This is a genomic window from Janthinobacterium sp. SUN176 (genome assembly GCF_030587335.1).
In the GTDB taxonomy this organism is placed as follows: domain Bacteria; phylum Pseudomonadota; class Gammaproteobacteria; order Burkholderiales; family Burkholderiaceae_D; genus Janthinobacterium; species Janthinobacterium kumbetense.
Genome location: NZ_JAPWIA010000001.1, coordinates 2,631,887 through 2,649,986, shown reverse-complemented (window position 1 = coordinate 2,649,986; position 18,100 = coordinate 2,631,887). Strand labels below are relative to the sequence as shown.

Here is an 18,100-nt window from a genome sequence, read left to right as displayed (position 1 = left end):
GGCTGCACTCTTGCAGAAGATGACACGCAGTAAACACAGCAATGCTTCCGTCCCTGAAGTGGCCACCATCGTTTTCCCCGTGGTGGCCATCGGCGCATCCGCCGGCGGACTCGATCCCATCGTTGCCTTCCTGGCGAACGTGCCGCAGGAGAGCGGGATTGCCTATGTGGTGATCCAGCATCTTGATCCCACGCAAAAGGCCATGCTGCCGGAACTGCTGCAGCGCGCCACCAGCATCCCCGTCACGGAAATCACGCACCAGGCGGAGTTGCGGCCCAACCATATCTATGTGATACCGTCGAATGCCGACCTGGGCTTGTCCAAGGGGCGTTTCGTGCTCAGCGAACCGGTGCAGCTGCGCGGGCACCGCTTGCCCATCAACACCTTTTTCGAGAGCCTCGCAAGCGAACTGGGCGAACTGGCCGTGGGCGTGATTTTTTCCGGCATGGGCAATGACGGCACGCGCGGCTTGCAGGCGATCAAGCAGGCAGGGGGCCTGACCCTGGCCCAGCTTCCGGACACGGCCAAGTTCGACATGATGCCGCAAAGCGCGATTGCCGCGGAAGTGGTGGACCTGGTCGACTTTCCCGACAAGATGCCGGACAAGATCATCACCTATCTGTTCCGCAGCAGCTTCCTCAGCCTGCCGGGCCATGAGCCGAACGGGCGCAATTCCTTGCAGGAAATTGTCGCCTTGCTGTCCGAACACACGGGCAACAGTTTTACGGATTACAAGATCAACACGGTGCTGCGGCGCATCGAGCGGCGCATGAGCTTGTATCAAATGTCGTCGATGGAAGAATACGTGCCGTATCTGCGTGCCAATCCCACCGAAATCGACTTGCTGTTCAAGGAATTGCTGATCGGCGTGACGAGTTTCTTCCGCGACCCGAAAGTGTGGGAATACCTGAAGATGGTCGCCTTGCCGCAATTGCTGGCGGCCCATCCGGACGGGCGTGCCTTCAAGGCCTGGGTGCCCGCCTGTTCCACGGGCGAGGAAGCGTATTCGCTGGCCATGGTATTCCATGAAGTGGTGGCCAGCATCAATCCGCCGTCGAAGTACAGCCTGCAGATCTTTGCCACCGACCTGTCGGCCGACGCCATCGACCGTGCGCGCCAGGGGCGCTTTCCACACAGCATCAGCAGCGACGTGTCGGCCGAACGCCTCGGGCGTTTCTTCTTGCGCGACAAGAACGATTATCACGTGAAAAAAGAGATACGCAACACGATCATCTTTGCCCAGCAAAACATCATTTCCGATCCGCCGTTCACCAAGCTCGACATCCTGTGCTGCCGCAATCTGCTGATTTATCTCAATGCCAAGCTGCAGCAGCGTTTGATACCCCTGTTTCATTACGCCTTGAACCGCGACGGGATTTTGCTGCTGGGCAGCGCCGACACGCCCGGCCATTTTTCCGACCTGTTTTCACCGCTGACCACGTCGACCCGGCTGTACCGCCGCCTCGACAACCTGGCGCGTCAGCGCCTGCCCACGTATTTCCCCACCAAGGTATCGTTGGCATCCCCCCCTACACCTAGCGACACGAGAGAAGTCAGCATGACTGGAAAGATTCAATCCCATGTCGAGCAATTATTGCTCCAGAAATATTCACCGGCTGCCGCGCTGCTGAACCAGGATGGCGACATCCTGTACATCAACGGGCGCACGGGCGCCTTCCTCGAACCGGCAGCCGGCAAGGCCAACTGGAATATCCATGCGATGGCGCGCGAAGGCTTGCGCTATGAGCTGGCTGGCCTCATCAAGGAAGCCTTGCAGAGCGAGAGGGTGGTGCGCCTGAAGGGGCTGGTGGTCAAGGATCACCTGGGACAGTCGCTGGGCGTCGACCTGAGCGCGGAAGCGCTGAGCCAGCCTGAATCCTTGCGCGGCATGGTGTTTGTCACGTTTGCCAGCGCGCCGCTGGTGGCCGAGGCGCGCCGCGGCCGCTCGCCGAACCCCAAGGTGCTGGAACTGGAACAGCAACTGGCGCAGGCGCGCAATGAAATCCAGGCCGTGCGCGACGAGATGCAGACGTCGCGCGAGGAACTCAAATCGGCCAACGAGGAACTGCAGTCGACCAATGAAGAGCTGCAATCGACGAACGAAGAGCTGACCACGTCGAAGGAAGAGATGCAGTCGCTCAACGAAGAGTTGTACACGGTCAATGCCGAGCTGCAATCGAAGGTCGATGATTTGTCGCTGGTCAATAGCGACATGAAGAATCTGCTCAATAGTACCGATATCGCCACCATTTTCCTCGACAGCGACCTGCGCATCCGCCGCTTCACGGCGCCGGCCACGCAAATCTATAAGCTGATCCAGACGGACTTGCGCCGTCCGCTCAGCGACATCGTCAACGACCTCGATTATCCGGGCCTGGAAGACGATGCGCTGGAAGTGATCCGCAGCCTGGTGTTTTGCGAGCGGCAAGTGGAAACCAAGACGGGGCGCTGGTACAACGTGCGCATCATGCCGTACCGCACGATCGAAAATGTGATCGATGGCGTGGTGGTGACCTTCATCAACATTACAGAGTCGAAACTGCTGGAAGCCCAGCTGCGCCAGATCCAGTCCGGCGCCGTGGCCGGCGGCAGTAGCGGCGAGCACGCGTCATGAGCGAACCATTCGACGGCAGCGCGCCGGCCCGCCTGAGAGAGCAGGCGGAGCAATTGGCCGCGGAGCAGCGCCAGCCCGCGCCGCAGTCGAATGAAGACGTGATGCGTCAGCTGCATGAGTTGCAGGTCAGCCAGATCGAGCTGGAAATGCAGAGCGCGGCCCTGGCCGAGCTGGAACAGCTGAAAAATGAATTTGAAAGCAGCCGCGACCGTTATGCGCAGCTGTATGAACAGGCGCCCGTCAGTTACTTTTCGCTGGCGCGCGAAGGCGTGATCACGCGTGTCAACGTGGCAGCTTGCGGCTTGTTGCAACGCGACAAGAACCGGCTGCTGGGACGGCGTTTCGAGCAATTCGTCGCGCCCCAGGCACAGGGCGGTTTCCGGCGCTTCCTCGACGCCGTCTTCACCGGCGGCGCGCGCCAGGTGCTCGAAGCGCCGCTGTTCGAAGGCGAAGCGGGCGGCATGTGCGGCATGGTGCGCATCGAAGCCAATTACGATGCGGACAGCGCCACGGCGCGCATGCTGGTGACGGACCTGGGCGACGAGCACGCGCGCGAATCGGCCTTGCGGCGCGCCTTCGTGATACTCGACAGCATACGCGAAGGCGTGCTGGTGACGGACAGCGCCAACCGCATCATTTCCGTCAACCCCGCGTTCACCACCATCACCGGCTACCAGGCGGAGGAAGCCATCGGCCGCGATCCGTCCTTCCTCGGCGGCGGCACGCATCTGCCGCACTTTTATGAAGCCATGTGGCGCAGCCTGCACCAGGATGGCAGCTGGTATGGCGAACTGGTGAACCGGCGCAAGAATGGCGAGCGCTTCGTCGAATCGCTGTCGATCACGCCGATGCGCAGCCCGGATGGCGCGATCAGCCATTTTGTCGGCGTGTTTTCCGATATCACCGAGCGCAAGCTGGCCGAGGCGGACTTGCGCGAACTGCACCGCGAGCTGGACCAGCGGGTGGTCGACCGCACGGCCGAATTGCTGCGGGCCAACCAGCACCTGCAGCTGGAAGTGCACCAGCGCGAGCGGGCGCAGGAAGCCTTGCGCGATGCCGAGCGCTTCTTTCACGCCACCATCGATTCCCTGACGGACCGGGTGCTGGTGCTGGACCGGGCGGGCCGCGTCGTGCATGCCAACCAGGCTTGCCTGGCCTTCGTCGGGCAAACGCCGCAGCCGCTGCACTACCTGGAATTTTGCGACACGGACCCGCGCTGGCAGCGCAGCGCCGGGCGCGAGCTGGCTGCCGGCATCCGCTCCGTCATCGCCGGCAACGCGGACACGTTTGCGCTCGAGTATGAGTTTGCCACGCGCTCGGGTCCCCGCTGGTCGCAGGCCAGGATCAGTCGTTTCCTCGGCGAAGGGCCGCTGCGCGTGGTGGTGGCGCACACGGACATCACCGAACGCAAGCTGATGGATGGCGCCCTGCGCCAGTCGCATGCGCAGCTGCGCCAGCTGGCGCTGCACCTGGAAACGGCCAAGGAAGATGAGCGCAAGCGCATTTCGCGCGATATCCACGATGAACTGGGGCAAAACCTGCTGGCGCTGCGCATCGATATTTCCATGCTTAGCGCACGCACGGAAGGGTCCCATCCGCGCCTGCACCGCCGGGTCGGCGCCGTGCTCAGCAACGTCGACACCACCATCAAGAGCGTGCGCGGCATCATGAACGAGCTGCGCCCGATGGCGCTGGACCTGGGCTTGCAAGCCGCCATCGAGTGGCAGGTGGGCGACTTCCGCAAGCGCAGCGGCGTTGCTTGCCAGCTGCTGATACGCGACGAGGCATTGTTTTCCGCCATCGGCAGCCAGGTCGAGATCGTGCTGTTCCGCATCGTGCAGGAAGCGCTCAGCAACGTCATGCGGCATGCCCAGGCCAGCCAGGTCGAGATCGAACTCAGTTCGGATGCCTGCGCCGTGTACGTGGCCATCAGCGACAACGGCATCGGCATCACGCCGCAGCAGCAGCGCAAGAAGCAGTGCTTTGGCCTGATCGGCATCGCCGAGCGCGTGACGGCGCTGGGCGGGCAGTTCGAGGTCGGTGTGCCGGCCTCGGGCGCCGGTTGCCGGCTGGCCCTGCAGATCCCCTTGCAGGGGACGGGACGGCCGGCCGCCTGATACAGAAATTGCAATGGGATAATTTTTGCCGACTCAGGCCGCCTGGACAGGCTATACTTTCGCCTGCTTTTTATGGAGGAGCAAATCTTGTTCAAGACAATCGTATTACCAGTCGCCTTGCTGGGCGCGTTCGCCGGCGCACACGCCGACGAAGGGCAGTGGCAACCACACCAATTGCCGCAGCTGAAAGCCGAACTGAAACGGGTCGGCATCGACATTCCTGCAGAAAAACTGGCCGACCTGAGCAAGCACCCGATGAGCGCCATCGTGTCGCTGGGCGGCTGCTCGGCCGCCTTCGTCTCCGACGCCGGCCTGGTGGTGACGAACCACCATTGCGCGTATGGCGCCGTGCAGCGCAATTCCACGCCGGAACACAATTACATCACCGACGGCTTCCTGGCCAAGACGCGCGCCGCAGAGCTGCCGGGCGGTCCGAACAGCCTCGTGTATGTGACGGACAAGGTGGAAAACGTCAGCGACCGCGTGCTGAAAGGCTTGACGGCCGACATGAGCGGCCGCGCGCGCCACGAAGCCGTGGAAAAGCGCGTCAAGGACCTGATCGCCGAATGCGAAACGGACAAGATGTACCGCTGCTCCGTGCCCGCCTTCCACCGCGGCCTCGAGTACTACCGCATCCGCCAGATGATGATACGCGACGTGCGCCTCGTGTACGCGCCATCGGACAAGATCGGCAACTTCGGCGGCGATACCGACAACTACGAGTGGCCGCGCCACACGGGCGATTACTCGTTCCTGCGCGCCTACGTGGGCAAGGATGGCCGTCCGGCCGACCCGTCGCCCGACAACGTGCCGTACCAATCGAAGGATTTCCTGGTGGTCTCGGCCGAAGGCTTGAAAGCCGGTGACGGCATCTTGCTGGCGGGCTACCCCGGCCGCACCAGCCGCTACAAGCTGCCGGCGGAAATCCGCTTCGCGCGCGATACGGCCTTCCCCCTGAAAGTATCCGAACTGCAAGCGGACCTGGCCGTGATGGCCGACTCGACGAAGGGCGACGCTGCCGCTGCCGTGCGCTATGCGAGCGTGGTGAAAAGCATCAACAACGTGCTGAAGAAAACCCAGGGCTTGCTCGACGGTTTCGCCCGCAAGGACATCGCCGCCATCAAGGACGTGCAGGATGCCGAGTTCCGCGCCTGGTACGCGAAACAGCCGAACGTGTCGGCCACCCTGCTGGCCGAACTGGACGCGGCGATCGCCAGCGACATGGCCTTGAGCGAAGAAGAGTTCGCCTGGAGCGTGGCCACCAACAGCGACTTGCTGAAAAGCGCGCGCACCATCTACCGTTTGTCGCTGGAGCGCCAGAAAGCGGATGCCGAGCGCGAATCGGGCTTCCAGCAGCGCGACCTGGCCTTCATCAAGGCCCGCCTGGCCCGCCTGGAACAGTCGTATGTCAACAAGGTCGACCAGGCGCGTTTTGAAGCCGGTCTGAAGCGTTACGCGCAACTGGCGGCGAAGAGCCATCCGCAAGGCCTGGACGCGCTGCTGCCGGCGCCAGGCGCCGTGGCGGCCCTGTACCAGCAGACGCAACTGGCTGACACGGCCAAGCGCCTGGCCTGGCTGGAAAAGGACCAGGCCGCTGTTGCCCAGTCCGACGACGCTTTCATGGCGCTGGCCATCAAGCTGCAGCCCGTCGAGGCGGCGCTGGAAGAGCGCCGCAAGGAAATCGACGGCAACCTGGAACGCGTGATTCCGCAATACATGCAAGCCGTGATTGCCTGGAAGAAATCGCAAGGCAAGCCGGTCTATCCTGACGCCAACTCGACCCTGCGCGTCACGTATGGCACGGTATCGCCGTACTCGCCGCGCGATGGCATCACCAAGGGGCCGTTCACGACCGTGGAAGGCATCGTCGAGAAAGTCACGGGCAAGGCTCCGTTCGAAGCGCCGCAAGGCTTGATTGACGCCGTCAAGCAAAAACGCTACGGTCAGTTCCGCGACCCGGCACTGGGCACGGTGCCCGTCAACTTCCTCACCAGCGCCGACACCACGGGCGGCAATTCCGGCTCGGCCGTGATGAACAAGCGCGGCGAATTGATCGGCCTGAACTTCGATTCGACGTATGAATCGATCACCAAGGACTGGTACTTCGACACGGCCATCACGCGCGCCATCCACCTCGACATCCGCTACATGCTGTGGGTGATGAAGGAAGTGGACCACGCGGATAACTTGCTGCAGGAAATGACGATCAAGTATCCGAAGGCAGTGAAAGCTGCCAAGAAATAAGCTTCAGCTTGCGCTAGCGCAAAGCCGCATCCGCCGCAGGGCCGATGCGGCTTTTTTGCGGCCGCACCGTACGCGCGGCCGGCGCCTGCCGCATCGGTTGCGCCACGTATAATTCCGATCACTTTCCACTCTTATTTTTTCGACAGGCCCGCCATGCCCCCGACTCCCGCTTTACCACTTGATTGGCAGACATTTGAAACTGCCTACGACGTCGAAGAAACCTGCTTCAAGCTGGCCAGCGCGTCGCTGGCCTTGCTGGGCGCGTCCCCATTCAAGGACCAGGCATTTTCCGCCTTTGCCTTCAACGCCGTATCGTTCCCCTCCCTTTCGCTGAGCCTTGACACTGATCCCGCCAACCGGGAGCGCGATTACTATCCTCCGGACTGGTCGAACGAGTGCATCGAAGTCGACGTGCCGGAAATCGGCCAGCTGTGGGAGGAGGGCTATGCAAGGATCGAAGGCGCGCTGCTCGAGCTGATCGACGCTGCCGATGACGAACTGCTCGATGCCATCGAGGAGGGCTATCTGCACAGCCTGAGGAAAACCATGGTGCGGCTTGAAACGAGCCATGCGTTCGAGCAGATCAAGACCTGCCCGCGATTCTGGACCGTCGTCACGCAAATCGACGCGGATACGGAGGAGGAGGAGCGGCTGCTCGACCAGGTGCGCCAGGGTCTGCCGGCGTGAGCCTCCGCCGCTATTGCAAGCCGCGCGCTATAGCAGGGCTTGCCAGCGCCTGACTTCCGCGTCCGTCAGCATCGGCCCCCAGCCGCCACGCAGCGCCGCATCGTGCTGCACATAGTGCGCAAGCGGCGGCGCCGCCACGCCATGCCTGGCACAGATTTCAAGCACGGCTTCCAGCTGGCGCCGGCTTGCCGCAAGGTCATCGCCATGCCAGGTACAGGCGCTCGTTTCCAGCACATGCCCGACAAGTTGCTCCAGCGCGCCGAGCAGGTGCCCGGGCAGCGCCATGCGCAGGTCGTCCGGCCAGGGATCGCCCATGCCCGTCACTGCCAGGCCAGCAAAGCCGCGCTCCCAGGTGGCAAAATCCCCAGGCGCGAGCTGCGCCACCTTCCACACGTGGCCGGCGAACGCGGACAGCGCGGGGTGGTGCAGGGCATGCTGCCGGCAAAAGCGTTGCAGGCACGTGAGCGCAAGGCATTGCCTGGCAATCACGGAGAGCGTGTCTATCGATATGTCATGCATGAATCATCAGTTCCTGAAGGTGGCACTTGCCGATAAGCGAGTCAATTTGGCTTTATTGCGGTTGTCCCGCCTGGCAAGGCAGCTGCCGCAGCGCCTCCACGGGCAACTGAAAAAAGCGCGGCACCATGGCGGGCGACAGCTCGTCGCCGCCGTCCGCCATGGCCAGGCGGCCACTCAGCAGCAGCATCACGTAGCCGTGGCCCAGCGACCAGCCGGCGCTGGCGGCGGCCTTGTCCCAGCGCGCATCGAGGCCCGCTTCGCGCACGGCCGCGCCGGCCGTCTGCAGCACGTACTGGAAGCACGCCTGCGCCGCGTCCTGCAAGGCGGGGAACTGGCGCACGTCCTGGTGTTCGAACATCAGCCGGTAATGGGCCGGCGCGGCCAGGGCGAATTCGATGTATTGCTGGCCCAGCAGCTGAAAACGCTGTTCGGAAGGCAGGCTGCCCTGCGGCGGCAGTTCGGCTTCCCATTTGGCGATCAGGCTGGCGAAGCCGGCCGCCGCCACGTCGGCCAGCAAGGCTTCCTTGCTGGGAAAGTGGCGGTACACGGCGGCGATCGACACGCCCACCGTGCGCGCCAGTTCGCGCAGGGAAAGGGCGGCGTCGTGCTGTTGCGCCAGTTGCGCGATGGTGGCGGCGACCAGGGTGTCGCGCAGGTTGCCATGGTGATAATTGCTGTTCGTGCTCATGTTATGTTATCGCTGTTCACATTGTCGTGTATGATGGCCATGTTATCACTGAACACATGGAGAGCACATGCAAGAGATGAACAATGCGGTACGCGCCGTGGCCTTGCCGCCGGGCGCCAGCATCGCCCCCTTGTACCCGGGCAGCCACTTGGCCGACGCGTATGCCGTCGAGTTGCCGACTGCGCAGGCGCGCCAGATGGACATGGAAAGCCTGGCGCGCGTGCTGCTGGGCAGCCAGCCGGGCTGGGCGCGCAAGCTGATGGTGGTGCGCGACGCCATCGTGGCGCGTTTCGGCATCCGGACGGCCAGGCAGATGGAAGCCAGGCCTGGCAAGCGCATCGGCATCTTCCGCATCTTTGCCGTCAGCGACGATGAAATCATCGTGGGCGAGGATGACAGCCACCTGGATTTCCGTTTGTCGGTGCTGCGCAACCGCGACGCGGGGCGGCATGGCAGCGTGACCATGTCCAGCGTCGTGCATTGCCATAATCGGGTGGGGCGCGCCTACATCCTGGTGATCCGGCCCTTCCACAAGCTGATCGTGCAGCGCTCGCTGGCGCGCGCCGTCAAGGGCGGCTTTGCCTGAGCGGGGGAGGGGGCTGGCGGTGCGGGCAATCTTGCTTATTCATGGCTGGTATTGCATACTGCACCACCAGCCTCATCACGATTCCCATGAACGATACGCTTCTCCTGCTGGGTTTTGCCACCACGCCGCTTGAACTGATTTCCTTTGTCCTGGCATTGACAACCGTTGCGCTGAACATCCGCCAGAATCACTGGGCGTGGCTGTTCGCCATCATTTCCTCGGCCGCCTACGGTTTCGTGTTTTTCGAATCGCGCCTGTATGGCGACATGGCCTTGCAACTGCTGTTCATCAGCGTCTCGTTCTGGGGCTGGTACCAGTGGCTGCATCCGGCCAGCGGCGGCAAGACCCTGCCCGTGACGCGCCTCGACGGCCGCGGCTGGCTGGCATGCGCCGTCGGCTGGCTGGTGGGCTTCCTGCTCATCGCCTGGCTGCTGACGACGACGGACACGGACGTGCCCCATGCGGACGGTTTCCTCACGGCAGGCAGCCTGGTGGGACAATTCCTGCTGTCGCGCAAGAAACTGGAAAACTGGATCGCCTGGATCATCGTCGACGTGCTGTACGTGTGGCTGTATGTGCACAAGGGCCTGACCCTGACGGCCGTGCTGTATGCGTTCTTCGTCGTGATGGCCGTCATCGGCTTGCTGGCGTGGCGAAAGTCGGCTCCGGCCGCGCCGAGCGCGATGGTCCTCAAGTGATGGAGCGTTGCGTGCGCGTGGCCATCCTGGGCGCGGAATCGTCGGGCAAGTCGACCCTGGCGGCGGCCCTGGCCGAGCGCTATGGCAGCGTCTGGGTGCCCGAGTATTTACGCGAGTTTGTGGAAACGCAAGGCAGGGTGCCCGTGGCGGCGGATCAGTATGGTATTGCGCGTACGCAAGTCGAACGCGAAGCGGCCGCTGCCGCCCAAGCCCGCCACTTCCTGTTTTGCGACACGACGCCCTTGATGACGGTGGTGTACAGCCGCCATTATTTTCACGGTGCAGATGCGCAACTGGCGGCGCTGGCCGATGCCACGCAGTACGATCTGACCCTGGTCACGGCACCCGACAGCCCCTGGGTGGCCGATGGCTTGCAGCGCGAGTCGGAAGCCGTGCGCCAATTGATCTACCGCTACCTGCTCGATGAGCTCGACGCGCGCGGCATCGTCTACCACGTGCTACGCGACAGCCTGGAGGCGCGCCTGGAACAGGCGGCGCCTTTGCTGCAGCAGGCGCTCGCTGCGGCGCCTGTCATTTCCCTCAATTAGAAGTCAAACTGCGCCGAGACCTTGAACGTGCGGCTGGCGCCCGGATACAGATAGCCATCCGACTCCGGCGTCACGTCGCGCCAGTAGAACTTGTCGGCCACGTTGTTGACGGCGGCGCGCAGCACGGCGCGCGTGCCGGCGATGCGCGTGGCGTACGCGGCGCCCAGGTTGAACACGTTGTACGACGGCACGAAGGTCGTGTTGCTGTACTCAAATGCTTTCTTGCCCGCATATTCCCAGCTGCCATTCACGCTCAAGCCCGCCACCTGTTGCACGGCGTAATCCGCATGCACGGCCGCCTTGAAGGCCGGCACGTTGGGCACGCGCTTGCCGTCGAGGTCGGCATTGCCCGTGCCTGACTGCTGGCTGTTCAGGGCCGTCACGGATGCGCCCAGGCTCAGGCTGGACGATGCCTTTCCCTGGGCCGACAATTCCAGCCCCCGGTGCTGGGCCTGGCCCTCGCGCACGAAGTTATAGGCGGTGCTGTCGACGTACTGGTTGAATTCCAGGCCCTTGCGGATCTGGAACAGGCTGGCCGCCAGCATGAAGTCCGGCGTCACATCCATCTTCACACCCAGTTCGACCTGCTTCGAGCGGCTGGGCGACAATTCCACGTTCGCATTGAGCGCCTTGCGGTCGGCCGTGCCGCCATGTTCCATGCCTTGCGAATAGGCCGCGTACACGGAGAGGTTGTCGAGCGGGGTGTAGACGAGCGAGACGTTGGGCAGCAGGAAATCGTGCTTGGCGCGGATTTCCGTATCGGCCTTCAATACATACTGGTAGCCGTCGACATTGATATGGCGCAAGCCGCCATGCAGCTTCCAGTTCGGCGCCAGGCTGACGATGTCCTGCACGAAGACGGAGTTTTCCGTGTCCTTGCGCACCAGGCGCACGGGGCCTTGCACGCCCGTCGACATGTCGACGATCTGCGGGCGGTAGATGTTGCTCACGCCAGCCCAGTCGTACACGTACAGGCCGGCGCGGTCCTTGCGGCGGAAGGTCGAGACGCCGGCCGTGAATTCATGGCGCAGGGAACCGGTGGCGAACTTGCCCTGGATCATGGCTTGCGCGCTCAGCGGTTTTTTCGTCTCGCCCAGGCTGCGGTAGTCGTACACGTCGTAGTCGCCATTGCCGCAGAAGCCGGGGTACAGGTCTTGCGCGCTGCAGCCATACGGGAAGGCCGTGTAGTCGTCGCGCTTGAACGAGTGCTGGTTGGCCGACAGGGTGGCATGCCAGTCGTCGCTGAACGCGTACTGGAAGCGCAGGCCGAGATTGCTGGTGACGGTTTCCACGGGACGCGTCCACGGCTGCAGGTTGAGCATGGCGTCGGCGCTGATGCCGGTCGGCAAGGTTTTATTGTTCAGCAGCTGGAAGCCGGGCGCCGTCGCCTGCGCCTTGTCCTGGTAGTCGGCATCGATTTGCAGCAGGGCTTGCGGCGAAATCTGCCAGTCGAAGGCGCCGGAAATGAACTTGCGGTTGCCGTCCGCGCCCTTGATGTAGGAGCGCAGGCGCTCGGCCGCCACGTTGACGCGGTAACCGAAGCGCGTGTCTTCCAGGCGGCCGCCCAGGTCGATGGCGCCGTACAGGGTGCCGCGCTCGCGCGTTTCCACGGTGACCGTGCGCAGCGGGGCGGCGGTGGGGCGCTTGACGATGAAGTCGATCACGCCGCCCGGCGCGGCCACGCCTGCCTGCAAGCCGGCCAGGCCCTTCAGCACTTCGATGCGTTCCTTGTTTTCCAGCGGGATTTGCGTGTCGCCAGGAATGGCCACGCCATCCTTGCGGTAGCTGGAATTGTTATCGAGCTTGAAACCGCGGATGGAAAACTGTTCCGCATAGCCGACGGCGTTGTAGGCGTCGTTGATGCTGGTGTCGAGCTTGACGGCATCGCTGAGATTGCGGATCTGCAAGTCCTGCATGTCTTTTTGCGAAATGACGGTGACGGATGCCGGCGTCTGCAGCAGCGGCGCGTCACTGAAGCCGCCCACGGAGGCGCGCTTGGCGGCCGGCGCCTTGCTGGCCGTGACGACGACTTCGGCCATGCTTTGCGCCTGCGGGTCGGCTGCGTCGGAAGCCAGGGCGGGCGCGGCAAACGCGTGCAGGATGGCCAGGGTCAGAACAGAAACGGATAAATTCGGTGTGGACATAGATTGCTCGTGGTTCAAGCCGGCTCTGTAAAGAGCACGGCAGGCTGCTTGTTCGGCTGGCGCCAACGCAGGAGCTATCAAAGGAGGGAGGTACTTTGCGCTTTCCTTCGCTGGCATTATCCAGATCAGGTACGAAGGGTATCTCTCACCCGGATGACTGCTCCAGGACCCCTAGCGAAATGACAGCTTAGCATGAACCACGGCCAGCTGTCCCACCCGGCTGACCGTTTTACAACAGTGTGGCTGGAATTTGTAAACTGAGCTACAGACTGAGTTCCAGCACCTTGCGGCTGACGGCGGGCGTCACTTCGCGCTGTTCGCCCAGGGCCGTCATGCCGTGCGCTTCCAGGGCGGACACGACGGCGTCCACGCTGGCGTGATTCAGGCCGTAGTCGGCCAGGCGCGTCTTGACGCCCATGTGGCGGAAGAAGAATTCCGTGCGCGCGATGGCGGCCTCGATGCGGCCATCCTCGTCGCCGCCGTCCAGGCCCCAGACGCGGGCCGCGTATTGCAGCAGCTTGGCGCGCTTGGCTTGTTTGCGCACGCGCAACATGCTGGGCAGGATGATGGCCAGGGTTTGCGCATGGTCGAGCTCGTACAAGGCCGTCAATTCGTGGCCGATGGCGTGCGTGGACCAGTCCTGCGGCACGCCCACGCCGATCAGGCCGTTCAAGGCCAGGGTGGCGCTCCACATCACGTTGGCGCGCACGTCGTAGTCGTCCGGGTGCGACAGGGCTTTCGGGCCTTCTTCGATCAGCGTCAATAAAATGCCTTCGGCGAAGCGGTCTTGCACGGACGCGTTCACAGGGTAGGTCAAATACTGTTCCATCACATGCGCAAACGCATCGACGACGCCATTGCCCACCTGGCGCAGCGGCAAGGTGAACGTCTTCGACGGGTCCAGCACGGAGAATTTAGGATAGACCTTGCGGCTCATGAACGAGCGCTTTTCCTGCGTGGCCTTGCGCGTGATCACGGCCGAGCCATTCATTTCGGAACCCGTGGCCGGCAAGGTCAGGACCGTGCCGAAGGGCAGGGCGGCTTCGACGATCTTGCCGCCTTTGGCCAGGATGTCCCAGGCCACGCCTTCGTGCAGTGCGGCCGCGGCGATGAACTTGGTGCCATCGACCACGGAACCGCCGCCGACGGCCAGCAGGAAATCGATGCGCTCGCTTTTCACCATGGCCACGGCCTGCATCAGGGTTTCATAGCTGGGATTGGGTTCGATGCCGGCAAATTCCAGCACCGTATGGCCGGCCAGCGCCGCCTTGACTTCATCGTAGACGCCGTTCTGCTTGATGCTGCCGCCGCCATACGTCATGAGCACTCTGGCCTGGGGCGGGATCAGCGCCGTGATGGCGGCGATCTGGCCCTGGCCGAAAAGGATTTGCGTCGGATTGTAAAAGTCGAAATTGAACATGGGGCTCCTGCCGCTGAGGTTTAGGCTGTTGCTGAGCCATGATTATGGCCGAATGGGTGGAAACGTGCCGTGGACGCTTGAGCTTTTCGTCCGCGCGGTGGAGAATGCAGCCGATGTCACCACCACGCGAAAAGGAATGCGCATGACCACCGTCCCACTGGAAGAATCCGGCTTGCCGGCCACCGCGCTCGACATGCACCGCGCCATCGGCGCCACCATCGCCGCGCTGCAGGCGCTGGACTTGAACAGCCAGCGTTTCGAGGCGTGCACGGACCCGGAACTGCGCCGCGTGCTCGCGCATGCGGGCGACACCAGCCGCAAGGAAGCGGCCATGCTGCTCGAATGGATGCGCCGCCGCGACGCGCGCCTGGACACGGCCATGAAGGAAGCGCTGTTCAAGGCGGGGCCAATTGTTGCCCAGTATCACTATGACGAGAAAATATTGTAACTATTGGTTTGTTGCTGTGGCGTACCATGCGCCACTTTCGCATCGCTTCGCGTAGACTGTGCCCCTAATTAAATTTAACGTCGGATAGCAGCGGCTGTCCGGTGTATTTCAGGGGGCTTCAAGAAATGAGATCATTACCATACCGAGAAGGCAGCTGGTTTGCCGTGCCCTTGCCGGGCGGCGGCTATGCCGTCGGCGTGGTGGCGCGCAGGGCGCCTGCCGGGCGCATCATGCTGGCGTATATGTTCGGGCCGAAGCGCGACAGCTTGCCCACGCTGGAAGAGCTGGAAGGCTTGCGCCCGGAACAGGCCGTGCGCCGCCTGCGCACGGGCGACATGGCCCTGCTCAACGAGCGCTGGCCCCTGCTGGGCGACAGCCGCCACTGGGAGCGCGACGCCTGGCCCATGCCGGCCTTTATCCGCCGCAATGAATCCTTGCAGCGCGCCTGGCGCGCCAGCTATGCGGATGCCGACCCTGCCAAGCTGAACCGCGAGGAATCGATTCCCTTCGATACGCCGGGCATGGAAAGCGATTCCCTGTACGGTTATGGGGCGACGGAATTGTTGATGAATAAATTGCTGGCGCAGGAACAGGCTTCCGCCTGAGCGGCAGGGAACGGCACAACTGTACCGTTCCCGTCCGTTTATGCCGCTGGCAAGCTGATCTGAAACGCGAGGCCGCCGCCTTCGCGGTTGCGCACTTGCAATTCAGCCCCGTGGCGCAGCAGCACGCGGTCGACGATGGCCAGGCCCAGCCCGGCGCCATTTGCCTGCCCGCGCGCCGTGTCGAGGCGGGTGAACGGCTTCATCAGCTGTTCGATCTTTTCCGCCGGCACGCCCGTACCGTGGTCCTGCACCTCGATGATCACCTTTTTCGCGCCGTGGCTGGTGCGCACCTGGCAGGCGATGTCGATTTCCGTCACGTCGCTGTCCGGCGTCTTGCCATAGCGGCGCGCATTCTCGATCAGGTTGTTCAGCACGCGGCGCAGGTCCGTGGGATTGCCCATCGCATGCGCGCCGTCGGCGATGCTGGCGTTGATCTTCACGTCCGGCAGGCGCATCGCTTCGCGCGTCATGTCGTTGAGCAAACCGCTGAGGTCGACGTCGGTAAAGCTCGACGCCTCCGTCGGCCTGGCATAGTCGAGGAACTGGCCGATGATGGCGTCCATTTGCCCGATATCGGACTGGATGCCTTCGCGCGCCTCGTCCGACAGGTTCGCCATTTCCACTTCCAGCTGCATGCGCGCCAGCGGCGTGCGCAAGTCGTGCGAAATGCCGGCCAGGATCACGGCGCGGTCCGATTCCACCTGTTTCAGGTCGTCGACCATCTGGTTGAAGCTGCGGTTCGCCTCGATGATTTCGATCGGCCCCTTTTCCGGCAGCGGCGCCGGCTGCTTGCCCTTGGCGATGTCGCGCGCGGCCGCCGTCAAGCGCGACAGCGGCAGATTGATCAGGCTGGAAATGATGGCCGCGCCCAGCAGGGACAGCAGGGATACGAGGCTGGCCCAGCCCAGCCACTGGAAGCCCGTCAGGCCGCGCAGGCGCTCGCGGTCCAGCATCAGCCAGTACTCGTCGTCGTCGATCTTGAAGCTGACCCAGAAGCCGGCCACGCCGTTGACGCGCGCGGAAAAGCGCGTGTCCTTGCCCAGCTTGGCCTTCACCAGCGCCTCGATGTCGGGCATCAGGTAATTGTCGGGCGGCGGCTCGATGCGGTCGTCTTCTTCCAGCGAGAAGATGCGGATGCCTTCATTGCTGACGAGGTCGAACAGCAGCTCGCGCCGCAACTCGGGCGCCGAGTGCGTCAAGGCCGCATGCGTGATGGTGACGACGGAAATGATCTGGGCGGAAATCTGCTGCGCCTGCGGCTCGCGCTGGATGAAGGAAATCATGCTGAACCACGCGATCATGCTGACCGTGGTCAAGGTGCCGAGCAGCAAAAAGGTGCGCCAGAACAAGCCGCTTTTCAGCCGCGCCAGGCTGATATCGGGAAAAAGCTTCATCATGCCTCGCCAGCGATCAGCGCGGCTGTCCGTCCGGGATGAAGACGTAGCCGAGGCCCCACACGGTCTGGATGAACAGCGGGCTCGACGGATCAGGCTCGATCAGCTTGCGCAGGCGCGAGATTTGCACGTCCAGGCTGCGGTCGAACACTTCGTATTCGCGGCCGCGCGCCAGTTCCATCAGTTTTTCGCGCGACAGGGGCTGGCGCGCATGGCGGGCAAACACTTTCAGCACAGAAAACTCGCCCGTGGTCAGGGGCACCGTCTCACCATTCTTTTTCAGGGTACGCGTGCCCAGGTCCAGCACGAAGTCGCCGAATTCGAAGGTTTGCGGCGTTTCCGACGGCGCGCCCGGGATTTCATCGGGACCCTTGCGGCGCAGCACGGCGCCGATGCGGGCCACCAGCTCGCGCGGATTGAACGGTTTCGGCAGGTAATCGTCGGCACCCATTTCCAGGCCCACGATGCGGTCCACGTCTTCGCCCTTGGCCGTCAGCATGATGATCGGCGTCTGGTCGCCCGCGCCGCGCAGGCGGCGGCAGATCGACAGGCCGTCTTCGCCCGGCAGCATCAGGTCGAGCACCAGCAGGTCGTAGCGTTCGCGCAGCCACAGCTTGTTCATGGCCGTCGCGCTCTCTGCCGTGAAGACATTGAAACCCTGTTCGGTCAGGTAGCGGCGCAGCAGGTCGCGCAGGCGCACATCGTCATCGACCACCATGATTTTTGCCTGGTGGCCGTGGATCGATTGCGTTGGTGTGTTGCTGCCGGAAGTGGAGGTTGTGGTCATTTAGGGTGTCGTGTTATCTTATATTAGTTGCTATAGTAACGCCTCGCGCGGCGTCGGCAAGGGGCTGTGGCGACCCATTACAAAGTGTTACAAACTTTACCCAATTACTCTTACTGCACCGTGTAAAGCATCATACACTGGGGCCACAGTGGAAATCAGCTTTAAGTTTATACGGCATCGCGGAAGAGGAACTCAATGAATATCTTTACTAAAAAAATTCACGCCGCTCCCAGCGCAGCTATTGCCGCACGTACAACTGTGCTGTCCGCATTTGCCGTTTGCTCCGTGTTTGCCGCCAGCCTGGCGTCAGCGCAAAACCAGCCGCCGCCACGCCGTGACGACCAGCAGCAAATGCAGGCCCAGCGGTATGAACAGGTACAGCGCACCAGCAGCAATGATACGCGACTGCGCGAACAGCGTGACGCACGCAGTTTCGACACGCGCGCCGAAGAGCAGCGCCGCGCCAACGAAGGCGCCGACGCTTCGCGCCGCACGGGCCGCATGACGCCCGACGAACGGCGCGACCTGCGCCGCCAGATCAACGAAGTGGGCCAGGATATCTATTCCAACCCGCCGCGCCGCTAGGCAGCCATCCCCCCTC

The 18,100-nt window shown here is 63.1% G+C and carries 16 protein-coding genes and 1 riboswitch; of the genes, 10 read left to right on the top strand and 6 right to left on the bottom strand.

The window, feature by feature from the left end; genetic code table 11:
- The first annotated feature begins 19 nt into the window (after nucleotides 1-19).
- The 4 genes from O3299_RS11960 to O3299_RS11945 all read left to right on the top strand — a co-directional run bounded on the left by O3299_RS11960 (nucleotide 20) and on the right by O3299_RS11945 (nucleotide 7,662).
- A complete protein-coding gene (locus O3299_RS11960; RefSeq protein WP_305062395.1) occupies nucleotides 20-2,614 on the top strand; it encodes a chemotaxis protein CheB in 2,595 nt (864 codons plus the stop codon).
- Nucleotides 2,611-4,731 carry a PAS domain S-box protein gene (locus O3299_RS11955; RefSeq protein ID WP_289904259.1) on the top strand — a complete coding sequence of 707 codons (2,121 nt, stop codon included), beginning with the start codon at nucleotides 2,611-2,613 and terminating at the stop codon, nucleotides 4,729-4,731. The genes O3299_RS11960 and O3299_RS11955 overlap by 4 nt, the downstream gene beginning before the upstream one ends.
- A gap of 87 nt (nucleotides 4,732-4,818) precedes the next feature.
- A complete protein-coding gene (locus O3299_RS11950) occupies nucleotides 4,819-6,975 on the top strand; it encodes a S46 family peptidase (protein WP_370385276.1) in 2,157 nt (718 codons plus the stop codon).
- A 153-nt stretch (nucleotides 6,976-7,128) separates the two neighbouring features.
- Nucleotides 7,129-7,662 carry a hypothetical protein gene (locus O3299_RS11945; RefSeq protein WP_305052692.1) on the top strand — a complete coding sequence of 178 codons (534 nt, stop codon included), beginning with the start codon at nucleotides 7,129-7,131 and terminating at the stop codon, nucleotides 7,660-7,662.
- 27 nt (nucleotides 7,663-7,689) lie between these two features.
- On the opposite strand, the gene O3299_RS11940 is transcribed toward O3299_RS11945, so the two are convergent.
- On the bottom strand, nucleotides 7,690-8,181 hold the full coding sequence (locus O3299_RS11940) for a hypothetical protein (protein ID WP_305052691.1): 492 nt from the start codon (nucleotides 8,179-8,181) through the stop codon (nucleotides 7,690-7,692).
- Between the two features lie 52 nt (nucleotides 8,182-8,233).
- Nucleotides 8,234-8,869, bottom strand: coding sequence for a TetR/AcrR family transcriptional regulator (locus tag O3299_RS11935; RefSeq protein WP_251351636.1), 636 nt, complete (start codon nucleotides 8,867-8,869; stop codon nucleotides 8,234-8,236).
- Between the two features lie 67 nt (nucleotides 8,870-8,936).
- Between O3299_RS11935 and O3299_RS11930 the strand changes: the two genes are divergently transcribed.
- The 3 genes from O3299_RS11930 (at nucleotide 8,937) to O3299_RS11920 (ending at nucleotide 10,701) form a co-directional block, all read left to right on the top strand.
- Nucleotides 8,937-9,455 (top strand): DUF2867 domain-containing protein, encoded by a 519-nt coding sequence (locus O3299_RS11930; RefSeq protein ID WP_289910771.1) that lies wholly within the window; start codon nucleotides 8,937-8,939, stop codon nucleotides 9,453-9,455.
- 86 nt (nucleotides 9,456-9,541) lie between these two features.
- Nucleotides 9,542-10,153: a nicotinamide riboside transporter PnuC gene (gene pnuC / locus O3299_RS11925; RefSeq protein ID WP_099667198.1), complete on the top strand. Its 612-nt coding sequence runs from the start codon at nucleotides 9,542-9,544 to the stop codon at nucleotides 10,151-10,153.
- Nucleotides 10,153-10,701: an ATP-binding protein gene (locus O3299_RS11920; protein WP_305053141.1), complete on the top strand. Its 549-nt coding sequence runs from the start codon at nucleotides 10,153-10,155 to the stop codon at nucleotides 10,699-10,701. Before pnuC ends, O3299_RS11920 begins: the two co-directional genes overlap by 1 nt.
- Here the strand turns inward: O3299_RS11920 and O3299_RS11915 are convergent.
- Complete coding sequence (locus O3299_RS11915; RefSeq protein ID WP_305062393.1) at nucleotides 10,698-12,845, bottom strand: TonB-dependent siderophore receptor; 2,148 nt, start codon at nucleotides 12,843-12,845, stop codon at nucleotides 10,698-10,700. The genes O3299_RS11920 and O3299_RS11915 overlap by 4 nt on opposite strands.
- Nucleotides 12,846-12,930: 85 nt before the next feature.
- Nucleotides 12,931-13,028, bottom strand: a riboswitch (TPP riboswitch).
- Nucleotides 13,029-13,107: 79 nt separating this feature from the next.
- Nucleotides 13,108-14,265 carry an iron-containing alcohol dehydrogenase gene (locus O3299_RS11910; RefSeq protein ID WP_099667201.1) on the bottom strand — a complete coding sequence of 386 codons (1,158 nt, stop codon included), beginning with the start codon at nucleotides 14,263-14,265 and terminating at the stop codon, nucleotides 13,108-13,110.
- A 142-nt stretch (nucleotides 14,266-14,407) separates the two neighbouring features.
- On the opposite strand from O3299_RS11910, the gene O3299_RS11905 reads away from it, so the two are divergent.
- Complete coding sequence (locus tag O3299_RS11905) at nucleotides 14,408-14,713, top strand: hypothetical protein (RefSeq protein ID WP_034750230.1); 306 nt, start codon at nucleotides 14,408-14,410, stop codon at nucleotides 14,711-14,713.
- A 125-nt stretch (nucleotides 14,714-14,838) separates the two neighbouring features.
- A complete protein-coding gene (locus O3299_RS11900; RefSeq protein ID WP_099667202.1) occupies nucleotides 14,839-15,318 on the top strand; it encodes an Imm26 family immunity protein in 480 nt (159 codons plus the stop codon).
- Between the two features lie 38 nt (nucleotides 15,319-15,356).
- On the opposite strand, the gene O3299_RS11895 is transcribed toward O3299_RS11900, so the two are convergent.
- Nucleotides 15,357-16,715 (bottom strand): sensor histidine kinase, encoded by a 1,359-nt coding sequence (locus O3299_RS11895; protein ID WP_077406916.1) that lies wholly within the window; start codon nucleotides 16,713-16,715, stop codon nucleotides 15,357-15,359.
- Between the two features lie 13 nt (nucleotides 16,716-16,728).
- Nucleotides 16,729-17,430: a two-component system response regulator OmpR gene (gene ompR / locus O3299_RS11890; RefSeq protein ID WP_223278807.1), complete on the bottom strand. Its 702-nt coding sequence runs from the start codon at nucleotides 17,428-17,430 to the stop codon at nucleotides 16,729-16,731.
- Between the two features lie 264 nt (nucleotides 17,431-17,694).
- On the opposite strand from ompR, the gene O3299_RS11885 reads away from it, so the two are divergent.
- Nucleotides 17,695-18,084, top strand: a complete 390-nt coding sequence (locus O3299_RS11885) for a hypothetical protein (RefSeq protein WP_099378341.1) — start codon at nucleotides 17,695-17,697, stop codon at nucleotides 18,082-18,084.
- Nucleotides 18,085-18,100: the final 16 nt, after the last annotated feature.